Below are 23,462 nucleotides of genomic sequence, written 5' to 3'. Positions count from 1 at the left end.
CGTGACCACGGGAACGGCGAACCCGGACGATGTGCTCGCGGAGGCGGCACGGCGGCGGACGTTCGCGGTGATCAGCCATCCGGACGCGGGCAAGTCGACGCTGACCGAGGCCCTCGCGCTGCACGCGTCGGCGATCGGGCAGGCGGGGGCGGTGCACGGCAAGTCCGGACGGCGCGGGGTGACCTCCGACTGGATGGACATGGAGCGCTCGCGGGGCATCTCGATCACCTCGTCGGTCCTGCGCTTCGAGTACGGCGGGACCCTCCTGAACCTCCTCGACACCCCCGGGCACGCCGACTTCTCCGAGGACACCTACCGGGTGCTGGCCGCGGTCGACGGCGCGATCATGCTGCTGGACTCGGCCAAGGGCCTGGAAGCGCAGACGCTGAAGCTGTTCGACGTCTGCCGCCACCGCCGCATCCCGGTCATCACCTTCGTGAACAAGTGGGACCGGCCCGGCCGCGAACCCCTCGAACTGCTGGACGAGGTCGAGCAGCGCATCGGGCTGCGTCCGGCACCGCTGAACTGGCCCGTCGGCGTCGCGGGCGACTTCCGCGGCCTCGTCGCACGGGGGGACGGCTCCTACACCCGCTTCCACCGCGCCCCCGGCGGCGCCACCCGCGCCGTCGCCGAGCACGTCCCCGCCGACCGGGCCGCCGCCGAGGAGGGCGACGCCTGGACGGCCGCGACCGAGGAACTCGCGCTGCTCGACGAGATCGGCGCCGTCCTCGACATGGACGCGTTCGCCGCCGGGACCTGCACGCCCGTCCTGTTCGGCGCCGCGCTGCCCAACTTCGGCGTCGAGGCGCTGCTGGAGACCGTGTGCCGGCTCGCGCCCGCCCCCGGCCCCCGCGCGGACGAACGCGGCACGGACCGTCCGGTCGGGGCGCCCTTCGCGGGGCAGGTGTTCAAGGTGCAGGCCGGCATGGACCGGGCCCACCGCGACCGCCTGGCCTTCGTGCGGGTGTGCTCGGGACGGTTCGAGCGCGGCATGTCCCTCACCCACGCCGCCACCGGACGGCCCATGGGCACCAAGCACGCGCAGACAGTGTTCGGCCGCGACCGCTCCACCCTCGACACCGCCTACCCCGGCGACGTCATCGGGCTGCCGAACGCGGCCGGCGTCAAGGTCGGCGACACCCTCTACGACCGGCGGCCGGTGACCTTCCCCCCGATCCCGGCGTTCGCCCCCGAGCACTTCATGGTCGCCCACGTGAAGGACAACGGCCGCGCCAAGCAGTTCCGCCGCGGCATCGACCAGCTCGACAACGAGGGCGTCGTGCAGGTGCTGCGCAGCGACCTGCGCGGCGACGGCGCCCCGGTCCTCGCGGCCGTCGGACCCCTGCAGTTCGAGGTCGTCACCGCCCGCATGGAGGACGAGTTCGGCGCCCCCGTCACCCTGAACCGCCTCGACTACACCACCGCGCGCCTCACCGACGCCGCCTCCGCCCCGGTCCTCGACGCCCAGCGCGGCGTCGAGGTCCTCACCCGCGTGCTGGACGGCGCCCTCGTCGCCGTCTTCCCCGACAAGTGGCGCGTCCGCGCGATCGAGCGCGACAAGCCCGACCTCACCCTGACCCCGATGCTCGCCGCCGGAACCCCCGACTAGGGTCCCGCGCTGTGACCGCCGTCTCGAACCGCACGAACAACTCTCCCGTCACGTTAGAGTAGAGTTGCGTGCGGACGGCTCCGCACGTCCAGGCCCGCCGCGACCGCACCGGCGAGCCCTTCGTTCGGCCGAGATTCGGGGGAGATGGCGCATGCCGTAGACCGGCACCCGCTTCCCCGCTTCTCTCTCCCGGCAGCGTGGCCGGGCCCTTTCGTTCCCGTGCCGCATGCCCTGCTCTGGAGTGCCTTGTCTCTGCCTGCCGTCCTGGCGAACCGCATGAAACCGTCCCAGCCGGTCACCGCGAAGCTGCTCCGCGTCGAGGTCCTGTCGGGCCTGGTGGTGGCGCTGGCGCTGATCCCCGAGGCGATCTCGTTCTCGATCATCGCCGGCGTCGACCCGCAGATCGGCCTGTTCGCGTCCTTCACCATGGCCGTCACCATCGCGATCGTCGGCGGCCGCCCCGCGATGATCTCCGCCGCGACCGGCGCGATCGCCCTGGTCGTCGCGCCCCTGTCCATCAACCACGGCCTCGGCCACCTGATCGCCGCGGTCGTCCTCGGCGGCGCCTTCCAGATCGTCCTCGGCGCGCTCGGCGTGGCGCGGCTCATGCGGTTCGTGCCCCGCTCGGTGATGGTCGGGTTCGTCAACGCCCTCGCCATCCTCATCTTCCTCGCGCAGGTCCCCGAGCTGCGGGACGTCCCGTGGCCCGTCTACCCGCTCGCCGCCGCCGGGCTCGCGCTGATGGTGCTGTTCCCCCGCATCACCAAGGTCGTCCCGGCCCCGCTGGTGTCGATCGTCATCCTCACCGTCATCACCGTCGCCGCCGGCATCACCGTCCCGACCGTGGGCGACAAGGGCGCGCTGCCCTCCACGCTCCCGGTCCCCGGCGTCCCGGACGTCCCGTTCACCCTCGACACCCTCACCCTCATCGCCCCGTACGCCCTGGCGCTCGCGTTCGTCGGGCTGATGGAGTCCCTCATGACGGCCAAGCTCGTCGACGACATCACCGACACCCACTCGAACAAGACCCGCGAGTCGATCGGGCAGGGCGTCGCCAACATCGTCACCGGCCTGTTCGGCGGCATGGGCGGCTGCGCCATGATCGGCCAGACGATGATCAACGTGAAGAACGGCGCCCGCACCCGGCTCTCCACCTTCCTCGCCGGGGTCTTCCTCATGGTCCTGTGCATCGTGTTCGGCCCCATCGTCTCCGACATCCCGATGGCCGCCCTCGTCGCCGTCATGGTCCTGGTGTCGGTCGGCACCTTCGACTGGCACTCGATCCGGCCCGCCACCCTCCGCCGGATGCCGCTCGGCGAGACCCTCGTCATGACCGTCACCGTCGCCGCCGTCGTCGCCACCCACAACCTGGCCATCGGCGTCGTCATCGGCACGATCACCGCGATGGTGATCTTCGCCCGCCGGGTGGCGCACCTGGTCAACGTCTCGTCCGTCACCGACCCCGACGGCGGACGGGCCGTCTACGCGGTCACCGGCGAGCTGTTCTTCGCGTCCAGCAACGACCTCGTCTACCGGTTCGACTACTCCGGCGACCCCGACCACGTCACCATCGACCTCACCGACGCCCACATCTGGGACGCCTCCACCGTCGCGGCCCTCGACGCCGTCACCACCAAGTACGAGCAGCGCGGCAAGACCGTCGAGATCATCGGCCTGAACGAGCCCAGCGCCCGGATGCACGGCACCCTGTCCGGCGAACTCACCGGAAGCCACTGACGTCCGGTCAGGACCGCGAAACCGAGGCGGTCCATCGGGGGACGCCGTCCGCGAGCGGCAGGCGGGCCTGACGGTGCGGGACTCTCCGCTCATGTGCGTGCCTCAGGTGGGCCCCAGAAGCACCTCGTCAGACGGCCCCGACCGGGTGAGCACCGATGACGGAAAGCAGTTGCAGCCTCTCGTGGCTTTCGCTGCCAGGGGTAGCGGTGTAGACGAGGAGCCGGTGCGACTGCTCCGGGTCCAGCAGCATCTGGCAGTTCAGTTCCAACGCGCCGACCTCGGGGTGGACGAAGCGTTTCACCTCGCTGGGACGAACGCCGACTTCATGCTCGCCCCACACGACCCGGAACTCCTCGCTCTCGACCAAAAGCAGGTCCGCGTAGTGCGCCGCCCGAGAACCCGGCCCCCGCAGCGTGGCGACCTCGCGCAGGCCGGAGGCGAACATCCGGGTGAGGAACGCGTGGTCTTCGGGCGCATACAGCCGCCGGCTCGCGGGATCGGTGAACCAGCGGTAGCCGAGGCTGCGCGCGGGGCCGGTGAACCGGGACGCGTCGCCGGTCAGCGAGACGCCGAGCGGGGTCTGCCGCAGGGTCTCGCCCAGCTCGGTGACGATCTCGGCGGGCGTGTCCTGCAACCGGTCGAGGATGCGCAGCAGGCCGGGGCCGATGTGCTCGCCGTCCGCGCCCCGGACCGGCGGGTTGTGGCCGGCGAGACGGAACAGATGGTCGCGTTCGTCCAGGGAGAGATGGAGCCCCTGGGCGATCGAGGCGACCATCTGCTCGGACGGCCGGGGCCCCCGCTCCTGCTCCAGCCGCGCGTAGTAGTCGGTCGACATATGGCACAGACCGGCGACTTCCTCCCGCCGCAACCCGCCCGTCCGTCTCCTCCGCCCGCGCGGAAGCCCGACGTCCTCGGGCCGCAGCGCCCCCCGGCGGCGCCGGAGGAACACCGCCAGCCCCGCCCGATCGATCACCATGCCGTCCCTCCCGTGGTCCCGCTTCCTTTCTAGCGGCCGCCGAGGCCCGTCATCAGCGGATCGACAGTCCCTGGATGGGAACGTCCGTGTCCGCGAACGTGGATGGAGCGCCGAGACCTCCAGGAGTGAACCCCGTGCCACGAAAGCGGATCGACATCACCGTCCCCGACCTGTCCGGCAAACGCGCCGTCGTCACCGGAGCGAGCGACGGCATCGGACTCGGCATCGCCGCCCGGCTCGCCGCCGCCGGCGCCGAGGTCGTCCTGCCCGTCCGCAACCCGCGCAAGGGCGAGGCCGCGATCACCACGATCCGCCGGCGGACCCCGGACGCGGCCGTCTCGCTCCGCGAACTCGACCTCTCCTCCCTCGCCTCCGTCGCCGCGCTGGGCGCGACCCTCCAGGCAGAGGCCCGCCCAGTCCACATCCTCATCAACAACGCCGGCGTCATGACCCCGCCCGACCGGCAGGCGACCGCAGACGGGTTCGAGCTGCAGTTCGGCACCAACCACCTCGGCCACTTCGCCCTCGTCGGACACCTCCTGCCCCTGCTGCGCGCCGGGCACGCCCGAGTCACCTCGCAGGTCAGCGTCGCCGCGAGCCGCGGCACCGTCAACTGGGACGACCTGAACTGGGAACGCTCCTACGACGGCATGCGCGCCTACCGCCAGTCCAAGATCGCGTTCGGGCTCTTCGGCCTCGAACTCGACCGGCGCAGCCGGGCACGCGGCTGGGGCATCACGAGCAACCTCGCCCATCCGGGCGTCGCCCCGACCAACCTCCTCGCCGCACGTCCCGAGCTCGGCCGCGACCGCGACACCTCCGGCCGCCGGCTCATCCGGGCCCTCTCCGAACGGGGCATCCTCCTCGGCACCGTCGAGACCGCCAAACTCCCGGCCCTCTACGCCGCCACCTCCCCGACGCCGAACACGGCCGCCTCTACGGCCCCCGCGGCCCCGGCCACATGGGCGGCCCTCCCGCACACCAGAAGCTCTACAACCCCCTACGCGACAACGACCGAGCCCAACGCGTATGGCAAACCTCCGAAGAACTGACCCAGGTGCCCTTCCCAGACGCATGACTCAGCCTGAATCCACCGAGTAACCCTCGCTTAATTCAGACTGAGCCGAAGCAACCCGCGCACCAGCCCCCAGCGACGGCTCCGGCGGAGCAATTTCTCCAAGGTGCGGGCTCGCGCTCTGGAGCGGGCATTCCTGCCGGTAGGGCCGATCCGCATTCACGACCTCCGGCACACAGGCACCCCCTACAGGCCGAGTCGGGCGCCTCGCTGACCGAGCTGGTGAACCGCGTGGGGCACTCGTCCAGTCGGGCGCTCCAGGGCACCTGACCGGTCCTGGTCACCCGATGGTTCGCTCGTAGGCCCCCCGCAAGACTGTTCGACAGTTGTCCGCGTGTGGTTGGGGGAAATTTGCAGGTCGTGATCCGTACTTCCGGTGATGTGGACGGTCGCGGGCTGATGGCGTGGCTAGCGATGGATCCGGTGGCGCGCGAGGTGACGTTCTCAGTGGCGCCGGGTGCGGCGCACGAGATGGGCGCCGGCGAGATCATCCAGGCGGTATTCGACAACGTTATCGCGCTCGGAGGGCTCGTGACGGGGGTAGCGGCGTACGTGGAGACCCGTCGCGCCAGACGAGCGGCGCCTCCGGCAGCAAGCCCCAGGCCGTCGGAGGCATTGGAAGTCCGGCTGGAATGTGGTGGAGCTACCGAGGTCGTCCGCGGCAACGATCCGGCGGAGATCGCCCGTATCGTCGAGGCGCTGAGGCGTGCGGCGGAACAGACTCGGGAGGACGGCTCGTGACCGGGTCGCTGCCTGATCCGGCGCATAGCCGGGCGGTGTTGATCGGGACGTACGCCGGCGGTTCCGCGCTAGTGCGGTGTCCAGGAACGTTCGCCGGGTTTGGTCATGCGGCTTTGGGGCGGGGACGTCCCCAGCGTTGTTGTCGTTCGCTGCGGACGCGGGCGCGTTCGCGGCGTTGGGCGGCCAGCACGTCGGGGTGGCGGGCGTTGGCGTTGCGCCAGCGCAGGTAGGCCTGTAGTTCCCGGGCCAGAACGGTGTGGTTGGGATGGTTGGAATTGCCCATCACGAAGGTGCGCAGCGGCCCGAAGTGCGCCTCGATCGGGTTGGCCCAGGAGGTGTAGGTCGGGGTGGGGCACAGTTCCACGTTGTTGCGGTCCGCCCAGGCTCTGATCTGGGGAGTCTTGTTCGCCGAGAGGTTGTCCAGGATGACGTAGACGGGTGCGCCGTCGGGGCGGGCTGCGCGGATGCTCTTGAGCGCCGCCAGGGTGTTGGTGCCGCTCTTGCGGCGTCGGGTGATGCCCCACAGGGTGTCGGTGCCCACCGAGTAGCAGCCGTGGAAGTAGCGGACGCCGTGGGTGCGGCGGTAGGTGCCCGGCAGCCGGTCGGGCCGGCCTCGCGGTGTCCAGGCGGTGCCGTGGCAGGGGCGGATCGACAGCGGGCCGAACTGGTCGAAGGCGAAGCACCGGTCGGGGAACCGGCCGGTGACGTGCTCGATGCGGTCGAGTTTGGTGTCGAAGTCGGGGTCGTTGGAGGTCTTCCAGGTTCGGGTGCGCTGGAAGGTGATGCCGTGGGAGTGCAGGATCTGCCGCAGCCGTTCCCGGCCGATCTTGATCGTGCGGTCGCTGTGGCCGGCGAGGTGTTCGGCGAGTTTGCGCAGGCTCCAGCAGGTGAACGGGCGTCCGAGCCTGGTGGGGCGGGTGGTGGCGGTCCAGACGATGAAGGCGATGTCGTCGTTGGTGATGCGGCGGGGACGGCCTCCCGCCCAGTTAGGGTCCAGGCAGGCCAGTCCTCGCTGGTTGAAGTCGTGGATCACGTCGCGGACGGTGTCCTCGTCGGCGGCCACGAGCCGGGCGATCGCCGGGACCCGGGTGCCGGACGCGGACGCCATGATGATCATCGCTCTGCGCACCCGGATCGATTCGTGTTTGCCGCGTCGCACGATCTGCTGCAGCCTGCGTCCCTCGGCCTCGGTCAATCTGCGTGCTCTGACCGGCTCGGCCACCGGCGCTCCTCCCGCTCGACGGCATCTCGTCGCCGTCGAGCGTGGTGCTCGCAGTCCCAGTCGTCCCGGACCCGCCCCGGCGTGTCACGAACCCGGTGAACATTTCTGGACACCGCACTAGGTCTGCATGACCTGCCCTCGGTCGAAGGAAACCTTGAGGGGCTGTGGCGGCTGCTGACCGGCGACTTGGGCTGGGCACTCCCAGCGGAGCACTGCAGATATCTGCCCCAGCCGACGGACGAGCGCACGGTGCTGCGCGAGGTGCAGAACGCTGCGGCCGAGGCGACCGACACGCTGCTGGTGTACTACGCCGGACATGGTCTCCTGATTGGCCCAGAGGAAGACCTCTACTTGGCCATTCCAGGAGCGGAGGCGGGGGACGAGTGCCTGGCATACGAGAAGCTCCAGGCGAGGCTTGCGCCGGGTGTGCGCCGCGCCGGTAAGACGGTAGTTATTCTGGACTGTTGTTACGGCGGTCGTGCACTGCTGCATAACATGTCAGAGGCGGAACCGCCCCCTCCGTACATCGAGCAGCGCATCGCCGAAAAAGCCGAGATAGACGGTGTGTGCGTCCTGACCTCGGCGGCCGCGACCCGAAGATCGCTGGCGCCGGTCGGAAGGAGGTACACCATGTTCACGGGAGAGCTCATCGACATCTTGGAACACGGCTTCGAGTCGAGTGGCGAGTACCTCACCATGACCGCCGTCTACCAGGAACTCGTGAAGCGAATGCGACAGTCTTCCGATGCACCCGAACCGCAGTTCGGTACTCGCGGCGCCGGCGGTACCATCGTCCTGGCCAGGAACAATGCGCAGAGCGGATCGCGAGAGGCCGCCGTAGGACAGATATTTCAGCAGGCACCGGCGCCACGGGGAGACACGGCTGAAGACCGGCCGCTGAGAGTCGCCGACCCAGCGCTGTTCCCTGCGTCCACGCGAGAGGTTTCCCCGGTACCGCGAAACGACCCCCGCCTGGTCGCAGCGATCACTGATCTGGCCAGACGGTGCGGATTCAAATTTCCCGGTGATCGCGGAACACAACAGAGGGACGTCACGCGCGTGTACGAGGAGCAAATTCCAGCGAGAGATGAGGAATTGATTGCATTCTATCGTTGGCGCCGGACGCTATTACCTTCACGGGGGATCGCCATCACGACGTGGGGCATCCGTTTGAGGTCAGGAAGAAAGCGACTAGCAATCCCGTATAGCGAGATCAATGACCACGAGTTCTTGATCCGAGGCAGCGATCGTCCGATTCTCGACACGATTGAGGGCGCACCAACTTCTTCGCTGATAGTGCAAAATGACAGCTTACTGCACTTCGAGCTGGCACTCGCATACGGTGAAAGCGAGTCAAAAAATAACCTTCTCGTAGAACTATTCTTCCAGCAACTGCAAGATCTTTTCATGCGCCAAGATCCCCCACTTGGGCGCATCTCCGACGATGACATTTAGACCTGATTGGCACACAATCCCGCAGGTCCGGCTCGCAGTGCCGGGCGCGGCCGGCCGGCGCCCCGCGTAGCGGGCGACGCAAAAGGTTCTCATCGAGCCTGCGAAGACTGCTCTGACCTGCATCATCATCCTGAGCGGGCCGACGCTGGATGAGCCACGCCGGCGGCTGCCGCCTACGACGTCAGGACGCGCTTGTGATACGACGCAATGTCGCGAACTTCAACCGTGACCTGCGTGTTGAGCCTGCATCCGGGCTTGATGTGATCGCACAGCATCGTGAGCGTCAGGTCTCCCAACCTGGCCCTGAGTTCGGCATCACGCCCGGGCAGGATCGCCAGATCCACATGGACCATCGCCTCGGTGGCTTCGCCCGTCCCGATGACCGCCTCAGCAATCGGGCGGAAACGAGTCTTAAAGTCAGGTAGGGCGCTGCCGATCAACTTCGCCGCAACCGGGTGCAGGGCCAACGCGAAGCCACGCCGGTCGAACGCGTCGGCAAGACGGTCGGAGTACTCCACGAGAATCTGCGGCATAGCCCCATCGTGGACGTCAGCCCCAACCATGGCCACCTCACTGCAGGATCTCAGCTCCTGCGGGCGGGCGTTCCCTGGCGCTCTGGTCCGGGTTAGCCGGCTTGTCGGCTTTCGTAGCGCCGGCGCCATGCTGCGCAACGCTCGACGTAGGCGGGTAGCTCTCGGGCCTCGAACTCTTCGGCGGACCAGTCGTCGTCTCCGACTTCGGCACCTGGGTTGCATGCGTACGTCCAACCGTGGCGGCCGTCGGTGGAGCGTTCATCCTCCTCACCGCGTTCGCAAGCCTGCGGTGGGGCGAGGTGACCGCGCTCCGGCGGGCCGACATCGACACCGTGAACCGGACCGTCCGCGTGCGGGCCGCGTACGTCGAGCGGGCCAACGGGGAGATGATCCTCGGGCCGACAAGTCACAAGCTGGCCTGCGTACGGTCTCGATACCGGCCTCGATCGTCCCTGATCTGGAGGCGCACCTAGAAAAGTACGTCCGGCCGGACGCGGAAGCGCTGGTCTTCACGGGCGTCAAGGGCGGGCCGATGCGCCGGAGCGGCTTCAACAAGATCACCCGGTGGCCGTTCGTGGTGAAGGCGCTCGGCGTGCCGAACCTGCACTTCCATGACCTCCGGCACACGGGCAACACCCTCGCCGCTGACATGGGCGTCTCGCTCCGAAACCTCATGGCGCGGATGGGCCACGACAACGAACGGGCCGCGCTCCGCTACCAGCACCGATCGGCCAACGCCGACCGCGCGATCGCGGACGGCCTCGATGCCCTGATGCGTGCGCGAGACGAGTCGGACGACGATGACGACGGGACGGCGGGCGTCCCGGTGCCGGTCGGGTAGTTGCACGCGGGTTGCACGGCGGGCCTTCCGGCCCTAGAAACGATCAAGGCCCAGAGTCATTGACATGTCAGTGACCTGGGCCTTCGTCGTCGGAGCGGGTGACGGGAATCGAACCCGCGCTGTCAGCTTGGGAAGCAAACCGATCACGCCCGTCACCGGGGCCCACCTGCCCAAACACCTGCCCGCAAGTGACCGCTCTTGCCCCTTGGTCACCCTACCTAATCGCCCGCTAATCGCCCGCCGCCTTCCTGCTGGCCTGCGCAGATGCCCGGTCTCGCGCGCAAGCACACGCGGCGGAAACCCGACCATTCCGAGGACAAGCCGACCCGGAGCGCAGCGAAGCGAGCACCGGAAGCGGCGCGTCAGCAACTTAACCTCCGCTCCGAGGAACCTTCGCGTTGACAGCGCCGGTCGTCACGACACCATCTGATCCGTAGCAAGATCAAGACCGTCCAGGAACGTCCCCACAGGTCCCCTGACCAGCGCGGCAACCTCCTGCCCGTCCACACCCGTCCAGGGGGCATCCGACCCCGTTGTTAGCACCGCCGTTAGCACACCAACCCGCCCCGGTGCGCCCGCGCGAACGGCGAGACGGGCCTGCTCCGTAGTTGATCGCTATATCCTAATGAGCCTTGCGGAGCCTCAACGAAGGAGTGTAGTGCGATGGCTAAACAGGAAGCCCGCGTGCTTAAGGGGAAGGCAATCGCATCACTCGTAAACGCCATGGAGGCGTTCAACTCACCGCGTGATGAGGGTAGGTCGACGAATATTCTTCTCCATCTTCAGCATTCCTTCGAAATGCTACTGAAGGCTATGCTAGTGCAGCTAGGTGAAAGTGTATTCGATAAAAAACTTGGTCGCTCAATAGGCTTTGAATCTTGCGTGAAGAAGGCGTCTCAACATCCCAGCATCAAGCTCAGTTCCTCTGACGCGGGCACACTTCGCGCCATTGATGCCATGCGGGACGACGAACAGCACTGGTATACCCAGGTATCCGAGCAAATCCTGTACCTACACGCACGCGCGGGGGTCACTCTGTTCGACGATCTACTTTATCTAGTCTTTCAGGAGAGGCTGGCTTCATATCTTCCGCATCGCGTGCTCCCCGTGACGGCAGAAGCACCACGTGATGTGGCTCTGATCTTGAACGAGGAATACGCCGAGATAGCCAGACTTCTTCAGCCTGGCCGCCGGGCAGGTCATGAGGCCCGCGCCCGGATCCGCACACTCTTGGCTATGGAGGCCCATGTTGAAGCCGAGACACGCGTATCTCAAAAAGACGTCGGTCGGGTAGAAAAAGGAATCAAAAAGGGGCAATCAAGAGAAACAGTCTTCCCTAAATTGCACGATCTTTCGACCTCGACGGACGGCGAAGGGCTCACACTCAAACTCCACTTTACAAAGAATGTTGATGCTCCGCCTGTGCGGTATGAGGTAGACGAAACGGTGCCCGCTGCGGCGATCCGGGAAGTTGATCTGCACCACAAATATCACCTTTCGAAAACGGATCTCGCCGAGAAACTCGGAATTAGCACTGTCCGTAGCGCCGCCTTGCGTCTACATTTGGGCATCGACGATGATTTGGCATGCCTCCATGAGTTCGAATTCGGTTCCCAACACCTTCCACGGTACTCAAACAAAGCACTTATGATAATGAAGGAAGCGGTGAGGACACTGGATATGAATGCAGTCTGGGAGGCACACCGTTCCCGTCCTAACGGGCAGATACGGGAATGCTCGGTTTCTGGCTGCAGGGCTCGGCCGAACTGACCCGGTGCATGCGCGCGACATCTAGTGACGTCACCCTTTAGGCCGTCACCCGCGATCGTCAGACTGGCCGCTCGCGTGGTCGACACGGGCTCACTTGCAAAGTCGATGAGCGACACTCGGCCCGCTTAACCATCAGAAGTCACAGGCTGGCAATTGGTGGCTCCCGTACGGCCAGCCGCAACCGGTCCGGGGTACTCGTTCGCGCGAACGGCGCGCAAGGTGTGACAGACCGTCTCGCGCGAACGAGTGCCCCGGCTCGCAGGGGTCCAGGGGGCGGCGCAGCCCCTGGTTCGCTCCCGCTCAACCAGATTCCTCGCCCACCTCACGCTCCGGTGGAGCGATCAACCAAGATTGGGCTGTGAATCAAATACCTGGGACGCAGTAGCGATTTCTGATTCGAGCATCTGTATGGCTCGGCTTTCCGTTTCGCTCGCCTCTGCAAAACTGTTCCAGCAGTCGATCGCGGTATCACCGAGCACATTGTCCATCGGGGGAAGGATCACTTTGCCGAGGTCCGACGCGTTTACCGCGTCTACAACTGAACCAGCAGAACATGCCTTAACCTGCATCTGAACCTGAGGGACCACAAAGGCTAGGTAAAGCCAGCCCGGATTGACGCCAGGATTCGGCCGTACCCGCATTACGTGATTGTTGGCCAACCACCCGGCCCTGTCTGAAGAGATAAGGGCCGGTTGGGCGATCCGTTCCTCAGCGCGCCCCTCTGCACCGAATGCAATCATGCCCTCAGTCAACTCGTAAGCAGAATAGTCAAATGACCGTTCAGAAATGTACTTGAGGTTAATCGGAAGAGATTGCAGCAACTGCCGACCTGAAACGATCGGACGCCCATGCTCGGCATCGACGTAATAGCGTCGATACCGACCAGGGATAGAAGATGCTGCAACGTCTTTGACGTAAACCCCGCCAATCTCCTTGAGGGCAGCCCGGATGTCAGCTACAGCTGGGTCATGAAACGCAGCGTCCAGACGTCCGTTAAGTCCTGTAGCGCTAAGTGTCCACCCCGAAGAACGCCGGCCTCTGACTGTAGCCTTTGGCAGACTGGCTGCAAAGCCGCGTGTGACCTCGTCGAGTTTGATCCGGGCGCGCTCTCGAAGTTCCGTGGCGTGTCGCATGAGGTCAGATACGTCACGTTGCACCGACCGCACAAAGGGAACGGATATTGCCGCAACTTGCTCTACGGTGATGTGGTCGATGACCGATCCGTTGAGATCCCCCCTGAGTAGGTGCTGGCCAGTCGGAGTCCGTAGGAACGCAAGCGTGTACAACCGGTCAGCATGGTCGTTGATCGACACACGAATCATGTCGTGCGAAAGAGCGAATTTGGCAAGGTGAGCATCAGCGATGGTAAGCGGCCCAAGATTTCTTCCCGAGCAACTCTGCAGGAGATCACCTGCTCTGATCAGGTAATCATCAAGAGCTTCTGTGCGAGCACGAGAGAGTTTATCCGCCTCGAACGGAAGGTAATCAAACACGTCGTACGGGCGCAGGTAGGAGACGAACTCTTCGCCATCAGCGGCATAGGTACGCTTGAATCGTCCCGGCGCCCGAACACTAGCGTAATCGCTGAGGGTCCTCAGTTCGACGTTGGCAAGGTTCGCGAGCGCGCTGCGGATCATCACTGCCGGCGCCGTGTGGTACTTGGCATCTAGCCGGTTACTGGCGAGCAGTTCCCCGGCTTTGATTGGAGTGACAATCATCGCTGCTCACTAAGCCAACGCAGGTAGGCTGTAGCGACCTCAGGCAACTCGTCGTCAACCTGACGCTCAGTCACCGTAACGTCCCGTAGAATCTCCGATCCACTCGTCTGGTCGATCTCGACCACGGTCTCGGTGCGGCTAACTAGCGCGTCTTCGCCATCGGCCGTGCGACGATAAGTCACATTACCTCGCTTATCATGACCGACCTTCTCTGCAACAGCCATGAACAGCGGATAGTCAAGGCCGCTCCTTTCCGCTTGGTCGACCTCGCTGGCGCTGAGCCTGCGCATCAAGACCATTGATGTCTGAGTGTCATTCTTAGGCTGGAACAATTCTCTGTGCATATCGACTACCGCGAGGATTTGGGCGTGTCGAAGGAGCCAGTAGCGGACGTAGGCCAAGCCTGTGTTGTTGAGAATACCATTGGGGATAACCATTGCCATTCGCCCGGTGCCTGGCTTAAGCAACTGGATAGCTCGCTCGATGAAGAGGATCTCTGGCGGTTGTGACTTCTGTAGTACGGCGTTGCCGTGACGGTCCCGACGGATCGCCCAGTCGCCCTTTTCGTCCTGGTCCCAGACGGCGGCGAGATCGTACTGCGACAAAGTGTCCGCATCGTCAACTGGCAACTTCGTACCGAATGGCGGGTTGGATACGATTACGTCGATGGATCCCAGCGGAATGGCTTTGCGGAGTTCTGGCCGCCACGAATGCGGGTTCTTCAAGCTGTTAGCCTGCCACAGCCCACCGGAGCCGTCGTTATTCATTACCATGTTCATCTTCGCGGCACGCACCAATGCTGGGTTCAGGTCGATCCCAAAGACGCACTGCGAGAGGTAATCCTGGCGACGGCGAAACAACTCCTCTCGCTCAACATCGGTCCCATTGGAAGGATTTATCCATTCTGCGCGCTCGGCGCTTTCAATGTGACTGAGGGCGTGATTCATTGCAGCGATAAGAAAACCGCCTGTGCCACACGAAGGATCGAGAACCCTTTCGCCAGGCTGCGGATTAATCATTGCCACGGCCATACGACAAGCGTTTCGAGGAGTGAAGAACTCGCCGCGGTCTCCGCGAAGGTTCGAGCCTACAATTTCCTCGTATGCGACGCCCTTAACATCGACCGGCGAGGCAAGGAGGAAGTATCCCTGCAACTCGGTTACCACGTAGGCGACGACGGAGGGCCTGAGATCGATTTCACGATCACGAACTTCGAAGATCGTCGGATATTTCTTGACGACCTTTTCGTTGAATAGATTCTGGATGCGCTTCTTGGCAGCCGTCGCGACGGTCGAATTCTCCCGTTCGCTGGGGGTCGCATAGAAGTTGAGAGTACGGGACCGCTCGTCTTCAATCTTCGTGAAGATCAGCTTGAGAAGCTCCCAGAAAGCGTCCGTCTTCTGTTTGCCCTCATGGGCTGCGATATAATTGTGGCATCGCCGGAACGCGAAAAGAAGATTATCGGCGGTTGCAACTTTCAAATCACGTCGTTTGGGCCGTTGAGCTTCCTCCTCGGTTTGCCCGAAAGCAGGGATTTCGATGATTTCATCGAAGATCCAGCCACCCTTAGTGTTTGGGCGTTTGGCGTAACAAAATCTGTCGTCTCCGTTCGTCCATATCCCGTACTTGGCGTTGAGACAAGATGCCATGTATGACTGAAGTTGGCCGACACCTTCTGTCTTATGTGTTGGCTTGACGTCAGCCTTCTTAGTTTCAACCAAAATGAATGCATTGGCCTGGGTGTGTTCCGAACCAGGCTCAAATACAACGATGTCCACGCGCTTCCGCGCAGAGCCCATCTTTATAGCGAACTCGGGTTCACAGTCCTTCGCCGGGTACTTGTACTGCCTGACGAGAGCTTTCTCAATGTTCTGCCGGACGTATTCCTCGGGCGTATCCCTGACCAACTTGCCGGTGAGGAAGTCTGTCACCTTCCCTTCCGGGACGGACCCGGCAGGGACAACCGTAGGGCTTATCGGGGAGGAAGGCGCAGGCATTCAGTGTCCTTTGAGGGGCGAGAGTGATCCGTCCGTACCGGGCTGCCAAGCGATCCTACGGCAGGTATAGGTGCGGCGCAGATACTCGCCACGCCACGTGGACACCGCCGCATGAGGCTCATCCCGGTCCAGTGCTGCCAGAGTCTGGCTCCGTCTTCGTGTCCCGTTGTCGCTGACCCCTGGCGGTGCCTCCTCCTCGCTATGACGCCTGTCCGGCACTGCACGGTTGGGTGGCGTGGCCGGGCGGCCGGGGCGGGTCGGCCCGGAGAGGCCGCACGCCCGGCCCGGACCGACCGGCGGCGGCCGCGTAGCGGGCGCCCTTGAAGACGTAAAGAAAGTTCTCATCCGGCCTGCGGCGCCTGCGTGCCCGCCGTGCTGGGGCTGGGGTTCTAGCTGGCCTGTTGGCTCTCGTAGCGCTGGCGCCATGCTGAGCAACGCTCGACATAGGCGGGTAGCTCTCGGGCCTCGAACTCCTCGGCGGACCAGTCGTCGTCTCCGACTTCGGCGCCGGGGTTGCATGCGTACGTCCAGCCGTGGCGGCCGTCGGTGAGGTCGACTCGGACGAGTTCGTACACGGGGTCCTCGAATGCGTCCAGGAGGCGCCACTCCTCGGGGCTGAGGCCGGTGAGCAGGTAGCCGTGGGCGGTCTTGTCTCCGGGGAGGATGCCGGGGTACGGGCGTCCGGGCAGGGTGGCAACTCGCCATCCCTCGGCGCTCACCGGCTCGTGTTCAGGGACACGGTCGATCAAGGCGACCAGGACCTCAGGAAACTGGAGACTGCCGTAGACGAACAGGGCCTCCGGGTCCACCGATAGGCGGTCCTGCGGGCCAGAGTTCGGCGAGGTCGGTCGGGGTGAGCGGCGCTCGGTATGCGGCATGGAGTACCTCCCGGGACACCGTAGCGTCGGGGTCCACGACGGGCCGCGCTCCGCTACCAGCACCGATCGGCCAACGCCGACCGTGCGCTCGCGGACGGTCTCGATGCCCTCATGCGTGCGCGTGACGCGTCGGACGATGACGACGGCGGGACAGCGGGCCTACTCGTGCCGATCAGGTAGCTGCAGCGAAAGCGGATGCTGTTGACTCACCACCATGGGTGGAACAGCGTTGCTCGTCCTAACTCCCCACATCCCTGAGCATGTCGAGCCGATCGTGGTGGAAGAGATGATCGCCGAGGGGCTGACTCCTGATAAGTCGGACCCGGACTTCTGGTATTCAGCCGATGGCCTGCCCTACGCCTACGAGGTCCAATCGCCGGACGAGGAAACCGAACCAGAGGAACTAGAGGCGATCCAGCAGGCGACTCGGGTAACGATTCGATGCGGCATCGTGCTCCACATCTTCGTCAGCAACATCGCCGGGAGGCCCGCTCTAGGCCGCATGGCACACCGCGTGGCGCAACGAACCGACGGGTGGGTGTTGGTGGATTTCTACCACGCGCCCGGAGATGTGCTCGAAAGGCTGTCCAACGCACACCAGTGCCTCCAAGTTGGAGAGATCTACTTCATGGATGCGGAGGCCATGGCGGCTTGGCTCACCCATCCCGAGTTCCACGTAGTCAAGTGAGCATGCATCGCACAGCGAGCGCTTCGGCGCGCGGGGTTCCGTGGGGGCGCGTAGCCCCCTGGTAAGCGCACGCTCGAGCCCGTGCACGCCGCGACCGCCAGCCGGACGACGCTGCTACCTCGCTACGGTTGTAATACTCCTTCCATGGACACCTACGAGGCGCTGGCCCGGCTGGAGTGGTGGGCAAATCGGGACACGTGCCTAGGCTCCGTCGACGTGCAGGTTCTCGTCGTTAGCGATGATTCGGGGTGGCATGCCTCCGCAGCTATTGTTTCCCCGCTGACCAGTGAAGAGCGGCAGGCTTGGGTGCTCCTCATGGAGCTGTCTCCCTATTTCACCTTGCGGTTCGAGGATGACGTAGATGCGACGATCGACGTGAGCGTGGACGAGCGGAGCGACGGCGAGTTGACGCTGACCGCTGCGTGAAGCCAGAGGCAGGCGCGGTAATCAATGACGACTGGCGCGCGGGTCAGACTCGTCGGCAATAGCGGCCCGGCGGTCGTGCGGCGGCGCGAAGCGGCGTTGCCTTGACGCGGCTACCCAACTCCCCGAACTGTCGGCAACTGTGGAGGCCGCGTGACCAAGAGCGACCGGCGCTGAGCGAGGTCTTCCGCCTCAGCGAGGTTTCACGCCTCGCTGCGGGGCGCTCGTGCTCCTCGCGACTTTCGGCAACCTGCGGTGGGCTGAGCTGGCGGGCCTCCGGCGGCGGAACATCGACCTCGACACCGGAAGGGTGCGCGTGGACGAGACGGTGTACGAACTCGGGCCGCTCGTGCGGGGAAAGCCCAAGTCGGAGGCGGGCCGGCGGACCGTCGCCATCCCGACCTGATCAACCCGGAGGTGCGCAAGCACTCGGACGCGCACGCCCAACAAGGACCGGACGGGTTCGTCTTCGTCGGCGTCCGGGGCAACTAACTTCGGCGAAGCAACTTCTCCAAGGTGTGGGCTCGCGCTCTGGAGCGGGCAGACCTGCCGGTCGGGCAGATCCGCATTCACGACCTCCGGCACACAGGCAACACCTACGCGGCCGAGTGGGCGCCTCGCTGGCCGAGCTGATGAACCGCATGGGGCACTCGTCCATCCTGGCGGCGCAGGTCTACCTTCACGCGCGCAGCGAACGTCACCGCGAGATCGCCTCGACGCTCGGGAAGATGGTCGAGCACCAACTCAAGAAGGCGAAGAAGGCCAAGAAGCGGGGCAAGCGCCGGAAGGACTCCGGCGAGGGATCGGGCACGCCGGGTGATGAACGAGACAAGGCCCAGGTCATTGACATGTCAGTGACCTGGGCCTTCGTCGTGCGAGCGGGTGACGGGAATCGAACCCGCGCTGTCAGCTTGGGAAGCTGAAGTTCTACCATTGAACTACACCCGCGTGGGACGGGGTCGCCGTCCGCGCTTGCGCCATCGTACCGGATCGTCGGGGGGCGTGTGGACCGGGTAGCTTTTCTGCGTGCTGCTCTCCGATCGCGACATCAGGTCCGAGCTCGAGTCCGGACGGGTGAAGATCGACCCGTACGAACCGGGCATGGTTCAGCCGTCCAGCGTGGACGTGCGACTGGACCGGTACTTCCGGGTCTTCGAGAACCACAAGTACCCGCACATCGATCCCGCGGTCGAGCAGCGGGATCTCACGCGGCAGGTGGAGGTCGAGCCGGACGAGGCGTTCGTGCTGCATCCGGGTGAGTTCGTGCTCGCGTCGACGTTCGAGGTGTTCGGGCTGCCGGACGATCTGGCGGCGCGGCTGGAGGGGAAGAGTTCGCTCGGACGGCTCGGGCTGCTGACGCACTCGACCGCGGGGTGGATCGATCCGGGGTTCAACGGTCACGTGACGCTGGAGCTGTCGAACGTGGCGACGCTGCCGATCAAGCTGTGGCCCGGGATGAAGATCGGACAGATGTGCCTGTTCCGGACGAGTTCGCCCGCGGAGTACCCGTACGGGTCAAAGCGGTACGGGTCGCGCTACCAGGACCAGAGGGGGCCGACACCGTCGCGGTCGTACCTGAACTTCCACCGGACAAAGGTGTGAACGTGTCCCAGCTGTGACCCTAACGTGACGAACCCCCCCAAAGGATGAAACATGTTCGTTGAGCAGGTAGTTTCGAGCGACGCAGAGAGTTGGCGTTCGCTTGACAGGCTCTTTATATGAGTCTCGTCGAGTCCGGGCGCCTGGACGTGTAGGCGACCCGTTTCCGCGCCGGATGGACGTGGGAACCCGGAAGGAGATCGTGTCCATACTCCGCGCGGAAGGCGTCACGAAGCTGTTCGGCCGCAAGGCGGCCGTGGCACAACGGGGACTCGCGAACGGGTCGGACCTTGAGGAGGTCCGCAAGCTCGGCGTCACGCCTGCTGTGGTCGACGCCACATTCGAGGTCAATCAAGGCGAGATCTTCGTGGTCATGGGGCTCTCGGGCTCCGGGAAGTCCACGCTGATCCGCATGCTGAACGGGCTGCTGCCGGCGACGGCGGGCAGCATCGAGATCGAAGGCCAGGACATCGCCAAACTGTCGCCGAAGGCCCTGCGGGCCGCGCGGCAGAACAAGGTCAGCATGGTCTTCCAGCACTTCGCGCTCTTCCCTCACCGGACGGTTCTCGCGAACGCCGCGTACGGGCTCGAAGTGCGCGGCGTCGCGAAGGAAGAACGAGAGAAGCAGGGCCGCGAGTTCCTCAAGTTGGTGGGACTCGAGGGGTGGGAGAGCAAGCTTCCCGGTCAGCTTTCGGGGGGCATGAAGCAGCGTGTGGGGCTCGCCCGGGCGCTGGCTTCGGGGACCGACATCATCCTGATGGACGAGGCGTTCAGCGCGCTCGATCCTCTTATTCGACGCGAGGTCCAGGATCTGCTGCTGGACCTGCAGTCGCGGTTCGGCAAGACGATCGTGTTCATCACGCACGACCTGAACGAGGCCATGCGCATCGGCGACCGCATCGCGGTGATGCGCGAGGGCCGGATCGTGCAGATCGGGACGGCCGAGGAGATCCTCACCGATCCCGCCAATGATTACGTGGCCCAGTTCGTCGCGGACGTGGACCGTACCAGGGTGCTGACCGCGTCGTCGGTCATGGAGAAGCCGCTGGTCACGGTGCTCGCGTCGACGGGTCCGCGGACGGCGCTGCGGACGATGCGGGAGAACCAGACGTCCGCGGCGTTCGTGGTGACGAAAGACCGCAAGCTGCGGGGGCGGGTGCGCGCCGCGCGGATCGCCGACGCGGTGCAGGACGGTGTGGACACGCTGGACGGGCTGATCGACGCGGAGGATCCGGAGCCGGTGTCGCCGGACACCCCGGTGGCGGAGCTGTTCGCGCGGTGCGCAGAGAGCGACCTGCCGGTGCCGGTGGCCGACGAGGACGGGACGCTGCTGGGCGTCATCCCGCGGGTCACGCTGCTGGCGGCCTTGGGCGCGATCAACACGCAGGTGGACGACGTGGCGGTGCAGGGCGTCGTCGACGACGAGCTGGCGCTGACCAAGGAGGGCGGCAACGTTGACGGCGAGTAAGGCGGTGGAACTGCCGCGCCTCGACGTCGGCGAATGGTTCGCCACGATCGTGGACTGGTGCACCGACAACCTGAACTGGTTGTTCGACTCGATCGGGTCGGTCGGCGAGGCGGCCGTGGAGGGCCTCGCCGAGGGGCTGCTCGCGCCGCCGCCGCTGGTGGTGGTCGCGGTCCTCGCGCTCATCGGGCTGTTCGTGGCGGGCTGGAAGGTGGGTGTCTTCGCGCTGCTCGGGTTCGCGCTGATCGACAGCATCGAGCTGTGGGAGCCCGCGATGGACACCCTGGCGCTGGTGCTGGTGTCGGCGCTGGTGGCGGTGCTCATCTCGATCCCGCTGGGCATCGCGGCGGCGCGCAACGACATGGTGAGCCGGGTGGCGCGGCCGATCCTGGACCTCATGCAGACGATGCCGGCGTTCGTCTATCTGATTCCGGCGATCTTCTTCTTCAGCATCGGCGTGGTGCCGGGCATGGTCGCGACGGTGATCTTCGCGCTGCCGCCCGGCGTGCGGCTGACCGAGCTCGGCATCCGCGGTGTCGACCCGGAGATGGTCGAGGCCGGTGAGGCGTTCGGGACGCCGCCGGGCCGCATCCTCACGCGGATCCAGATCCCGCTGGCGATGCCGTCGATCATGGCGGGCGTCAACCAGCTGATCATGCTGTCGCTGTCCATGGTCGTGATCGCGGGCATGGTCGGCGCGGGCGGCCTCGGCGAGGTGGTGCTGCAGGGCATCCAGCGCGTGGACGTCGCCACCGGGTTCGAGGGCGGCATCGCCGTCGTCGTGCTCGCCATCTTCCTGGACCGGGTCACCGGTGCCCTGGGTGACCGTTCGAGCGTCTCGCGCGCGTCGGCGGCCGCGGGCGCGGGCGGCTGACCACATCACAAGGAAAGGACGGGCATGCGCCTGAAATTCAAGGGTCTCGCGGTCGGGGCCATGGCTCTGACGCTCGGTTTCGGCACCGCGGCGTGCGGGTCGGAAGAGGGCGGTTCCGGCGGGGACGACAAGAGCATCACGATCGGCATGGTGTCGGGCTGGGCCGAGGGCGAGGCCGCGACGCACCTGTGGGACCGGCTGCTGACCGACAAGGGCTACGAGGTCGAGATCAAGACGCTCGACACCGGGCCGCTCTACACGGGCATGGCGCAGGGCGACGTGGACCTGTTCCTCGACGCGTGGCTGCCCGGCACGCACGCGGACTACTGGGAGCAGTACGGCGACAAGCTGGAGAAGGTCGGGTCGTGGTACGACTCGGCTCCGCTGACGATCGCCGTGCCGGACTACTCGCCGCTGCAGTCCCTCGAGGACCTGAAGGGCAAGCACGGGGAGTACGACGGGACGATCGTCGGCATCGAGCAGAGCTCGGGCCTGTACCGGGTGTCCTCGGAGGAGATGCTGCCCGCGTACGGACTCGACGAGGACTGGACGGTGAAGACGTCGTCGACGCCGGCGATGCTCACCGAGCTGGAGAAGGCCATCGAGGCCAAGGAGAACATCGTCGTGACCCTGTGGCGTCCCCACTGGGCCTACGCGAAGTTCCCCATCCGTGACCTGAAGGACCCGAAGGGCGCCATGGGCAAGCCCGACGGGATCTTCAACGTCGCGCGCGAGGGCTTCAGCGAGGACCAGGCGGAGGTCGCCGGCTGGCTCAAGAAGTTCAAGATGAACGACGAGCAGCTGGGGTCGCTCGAGGACCTCATGGAGAACAAGCACAAGGGCAAGCCCGAGCAGGCCGTGGACGAGTGGCTGAAGGCGAACCCGAACTTCGCGACGTCCATGACGGGCTGATCGCGGACCGCCGGGCGCTCGCGCGTCCGGCCGGTGTCAGAGGGCCGTCCGGTGCGAACCGGACGGCCCTCTGCCGTTCCCGGACGGCTCAGTGCGCGAGCCCGGCGACGAGGAGGACGACGAGGAGGCCCAGGCCGGTCGCGCAGAGGGTGAGGACGCGGGGGTGCCGGCTGTGCGCCTCGGGGAGGATCTCGGCGGCGGCCAGGTACAGCAGGATGCCGCCGAACAGGCCGAGGTAGGTGCCGAGGACGGCGTCGGGGACGGTGAAGAGCGTGGTGAGCGCGGCGCCCGCGACGGGGGCGACGGCGCCGGCGAGCAGCAGGGCGAGGGCGGGCCGCCGGTCGGTGCGGCGCAGGGACGCGGCGGTGAAGGTGTTGAACCCGTCGGCGAAGGCGTGGGTGACGACGGCGAGCGCCACGACGGCGCCGACGTCCGTCCCGGCCTGGAAGCCGAGCCCGATGCTGATGCCGTCGAGGAGGCTGTGGGTGACGAGGGCGAACGCGGTGACGAGGCCGATGCTGGAGCCACCGCCCGGCGCGTGACCGTGCCCATGGCCGTGCGGGCGTCCGGCCGGGTGCTCGTGCGGGGCGTACTCGTCCTCGTGGGCGCGGTGGATCGCGACGGCCTGCTCGACGACGTGGAGCAGCAGGAACCCCGCGGCGAACGCGATCATGGGGGCGGGGACGCCGAGGGGGTGCGCGCCCGAGAGTTCGAGGGACTCGGGGACGAGGTCGAACGCGACGACGCCGAGCATGAGGCCGCCCGCGAGGCCGAGGACGAGGTGCCGGTGGTCGCGGACGCGCATGGCGGCGAGGCCGCCCGCGAGCGCCATGAAGAACGCGAGCACGGACACCAGGACGGCCATGGCCCGATCTCTACCCGCGTGCACCTTCCCACGCGTCCATGGCCCGCTACAGAACGCTTGACCATCCGCCGCAAGGGGACGGCC

At 65.9% G+C, this 23,462-nt stretch carries 20 protein-coding genes, 1 tRNA gene and 1 pseudogene; 14 read left to right on the top strand and 8 right to left on the bottom strand.

What is annotated here, in order from left to right; translation table 11 throughout:
- Nucleotide 1: 1 nt before the first annotated feature.
- Both F7P10_RS22365 and F7P10_RS22360 read left to right on the top strand, forming a co-directional pair.
- Nucleotides 2-1,609 (top strand): peptide chain release factor 3, encoded by a 1,608-nt coding sequence (locus F7P10_RS22365; RefSeq protein ID WP_151011893.1) that lies wholly within the window; start codon nt 2-4, stop codon nt 1,607-1,609.
- A gap of 276 nt (nt 1,610-1,885) precedes the next feature.
- Entirely contained in the window at nt 1,886-3,346 is a 1,461-nt protein-coding gene (locus tag F7P10_RS22360; RefSeq protein ID WP_151018219.1) for a SulP family inorganic anion transporter, read from the top strand.
- Nucleotides 3,347-3,473: 127 nt separating this feature from the next.
- Here the strand turns inward: F7P10_RS22360 and F7P10_RS22355 are convergent, their stop codons facing one another.
- Nucleotides 3,474-4,319, bottom strand: a complete 846-nt coding sequence (locus tag F7P10_RS22355; RefSeq protein WP_151018218.1) for a helix-turn-helix transcriptional regulator — start codon at nt 4,317-4,319, stop codon at nt 3,474-3,476.
- Between the two features lie 137 nt (nt 4,320-4,456).
- Between F7P10_RS22355 and F7P10_RS22350 the strand changes: the two genes are divergently transcribed.
- Both F7P10_RS22350 and F7P10_RS22345 read left to right on the top strand, forming a co-directional pair.
- Complete coding sequence (locus F7P10_RS22350; protein ID WP_302851356.1) at nt 4,457-5,374, top strand: SDR family oxidoreductase; 918 nt, start codon at nt 4,457-4,459, stop codon at nt 5,372-5,374.
- A gap of 383 nt (nt 5,375-5,757) precedes the next feature.
- Nucleotides 5,758-6,138: a hypothetical protein gene (locus tag F7P10_RS22345; RefSeq protein ID WP_254716795.1), complete on the top strand. Its 381-nt coding sequence runs from the start codon at nt 5,758-5,760 to the stop codon at nt 6,136-6,138.
- Nucleotides 6,139-6,241: 103 nt separating this feature from the next.
- Here the strand turns inward: F7P10_RS22345 and F7P10_RS22340 are convergent, their stop codons facing one another.
- Nucleotides 6,242-7,360 (bottom strand): IS630 family transposase, encoded by a 1,119-nt coding sequence (locus tag F7P10_RS22340; protein ID WP_151011890.1) that lies wholly within the window; start codon nt 7,358-7,360, stop codon nt 6,242-6,244.
- A gap of 186 nt (nt 7,361-7,546) precedes the next feature.
- Here F7P10_RS22340 and F7P10_RS22335 point away from each other — a divergent pair, with 186 nt between their 5' ends.
- Nucleotides 7,547-8,815 carry a caspase family protein gene (locus tag F7P10_RS22335; RefSeq protein ID WP_254715951.1) on the top strand — a complete coding sequence of 423 codons (1,269 nt, stop codon included), beginning with the start codon at nt 7,547-7,549 and terminating at the stop codon, nt 8,813-8,815.
- Between the two features lie 173 nt (nt 8,816-8,988).
- Here the strand turns inward: F7P10_RS22335 and F7P10_RS22330 are convergent, their stop codons facing one another.
- On the bottom strand, nt 8,989-9,348 hold the full coding sequence (locus tag F7P10_RS22330) for a 5-carboxymethyl-2-hydroxymuconate Delta-isomerase (RefSeq protein ID WP_151011886.1): 360 nt from the start codon (nt 9,346-9,348) through the stop codon (nt 8,989-8,991).
- A gap of 28 nt (nt 9,349-9,376) precedes the next feature.
- Between F7P10_RS22330 and F7P10_RS22325 the strand changes: the two genes are divergently transcribed.
- On the top strand, nt 9,377-10,189 hold the full coding sequence (locus tag F7P10_RS22325) for a tyrosine-type recombinase/integrase (protein ID WP_151011884.1): 813 nt from the start codon (nt 9,377-9,379) through the stop codon (nt 10,187-10,189).
- A gap of 663 nt (nt 10,190-10,852) precedes the next feature.
- Entirely contained in the window at nt 10,853-11,959 is a 1,107-nt protein-coding gene (locus tag F7P10_RS22320) for a DUF3644 domain-containing protein (RefSeq protein ID WP_176611612.1), read from the top strand.
- A gap of 341 nt (nt 11,960-12,300) precedes the next feature.
- Here the strand turns inward: F7P10_RS22320 and F7P10_RS22315 are convergent, their stop codons facing one another.
- From F7P10_RS22315 to F7P10_RS22305, 3 genes are all read right to left on the bottom strand, one after another.
- Nucleotides 12,301-13,677 (bottom strand): hypothetical protein, encoded by a 1,377-nt coding sequence (locus F7P10_RS22315; RefSeq protein ID WP_151011882.1) that lies wholly within the window; start codon nt 13,675-13,677, stop codon nt 12,301-12,303.
- Nucleotides 13,674-15,608 (bottom strand): N-6 DNA methylase, encoded by a 1,935-nt coding sequence (locus F7P10_RS22310; RefSeq protein WP_218040113.1) that lies wholly within the window; start codon nt 15,606-15,608, stop codon nt 13,674-13,676. Before F7P10_RS22310 ends, F7P10_RS22315 begins: the two co-directional genes overlap by 4 nt.
- A gap of 455 nt (nt 15,609-16,063) precedes the next feature.
- Nucleotides 16,064-16,483 carry a gamma-glutamylcyclotransferase family protein gene (locus tag F7P10_RS22305; RefSeq protein WP_254715950.1) on the bottom strand — a complete coding sequence of 140 codons (420 nt, stop codon included), beginning with the start codon at nt 16,481-16,483 and terminating at the stop codon, nt 16,064-16,066.
- A 283-nt stretch (nt 16,484-16,766) separates the two neighbouring features.
- On the opposite strand from F7P10_RS22305, the gene F7P10_RS22300 reads away from it, so the two are divergent.
- The 3 genes from F7P10_RS22300 to F7P10_RS42595 all read left to right on the top strand — a co-directional run bounded on the left by F7P10_RS22300 (nt 16,767) and on the right by F7P10_RS42595 (nt 18,069).
- Complete coding sequence (locus F7P10_RS22300; protein WP_151011876.1) at nt 16,767-17,240, top strand: hypothetical protein; 474 nt, start codon at nt 16,767-16,769, stop codon at nt 17,238-17,240.
- Between the two features lie 144 nt (nt 17,241-17,384).
- Nucleotides 17,385-17,666, top strand: a complete 282-nt coding sequence (locus F7P10_RS22295; RefSeq protein ID WP_151011874.1) for a hypothetical protein — start codon at nt 17,385-17,387, stop codon at nt 17,664-17,666.
- Nucleotides 17,667-17,889: 223 nt separating this feature from the next.
- Nucleotides 17,890-18,069, top strand: a complete 180-nt coding sequence (locus F7P10_RS42595) for a hypothetical protein (protein ID WP_176611611.1) — start codon at nt 17,890-17,892, stop codon at nt 18,067-18,069.
- A gap of 471 nt (nt 18,070-18,540) precedes the next feature.
- Here the strand turns inward: F7P10_RS42595 and F7P10_RS22285 are convergent.
- Nucleotides 18,541-18,611, bottom strand: a tRNA-Gly gene (locus F7P10_RS22285).
- Between the two features lie 78 nt (nt 18,612-18,689).
- On the opposite strand from F7P10_RS22285, the gene dcd reads away from it, so the two are divergent.
- The 4 genes and pseudogenes from dcd to F7P10_RS22265 all read left to right on the top strand — a co-directional run bounded on the left by dcd (nt 18,690) and on the right by F7P10_RS22265 (nt 22,513).
- The gene (gene dcd, locus F7P10_RS22280; protein WP_151011872.1) at nt 18,690-19,265 is read left to right on the top strand and encodes a dCTP deaminase; all 576 of its coding nucleotides are present in this window, start codon (nt 18,690-18,692) and stop codon (nt 19,263-19,265) included.
- 172 nt (nt 19,266-19,437) lie between these two features.
- On the top strand, nt 19,438-20,730 hold the full coding sequence (locus F7P10_RS22275; protein WP_151011870.1) for a glycine betaine/L-proline ABC transporter ATP-binding protein: 1,293 nt from the start codon (nt 19,438-19,440) through the stop codon (nt 20,728-20,730).
- Nucleotides 20,731-20,884: 154 nt separating this feature from the next.
- Nucleotides 20,885-21,601 (top strand): annotated as a pseudogene (locus F7P10_RS22270) (ABC transporter permease); the annotation flags it as partial.
- 24 nt (nt 21,602-21,625) lie between these two features.
- Complete coding sequence (locus tag F7P10_RS22265; protein WP_151011866.1) at nt 21,626-22,513, top strand: glycine betaine ABC transporter substrate-binding protein; 888 nt, start codon at nt 21,626-21,628, stop codon at nt 22,511-22,513.
- 88 nt (nt 22,514-22,601) lie between these two features.
- Here the strand turns inward: F7P10_RS22265 and F7P10_RS22260 are convergent, their stop codons facing one another.
- Nucleotides 22,602-23,378 (bottom strand): ZIP family metal transporter, encoded by a 777-nt coding sequence (locus F7P10_RS22260; protein WP_151011864.1) that lies wholly within the window; start codon nt 23,376-23,378, stop codon nt 22,602-22,604.
- Between the last annotated feature and the right edge of the window lie 84 nt (nt 23,379-23,462).

The sequence above is a fragment of the Actinomadura sp. WMMB 499 genome (genome assembly GCF_008824145.1).
Lineage (GTDB): Bacteria > Actinomycetota > Actinomycetes > Streptosporangiales > Streptosporangiaceae > Spirillospora.
The sequence above is the reverse complement of the archived record's forward strand: the minus strand, read 5'-3'. Positions and strand labels throughout refer to the sequence as shown.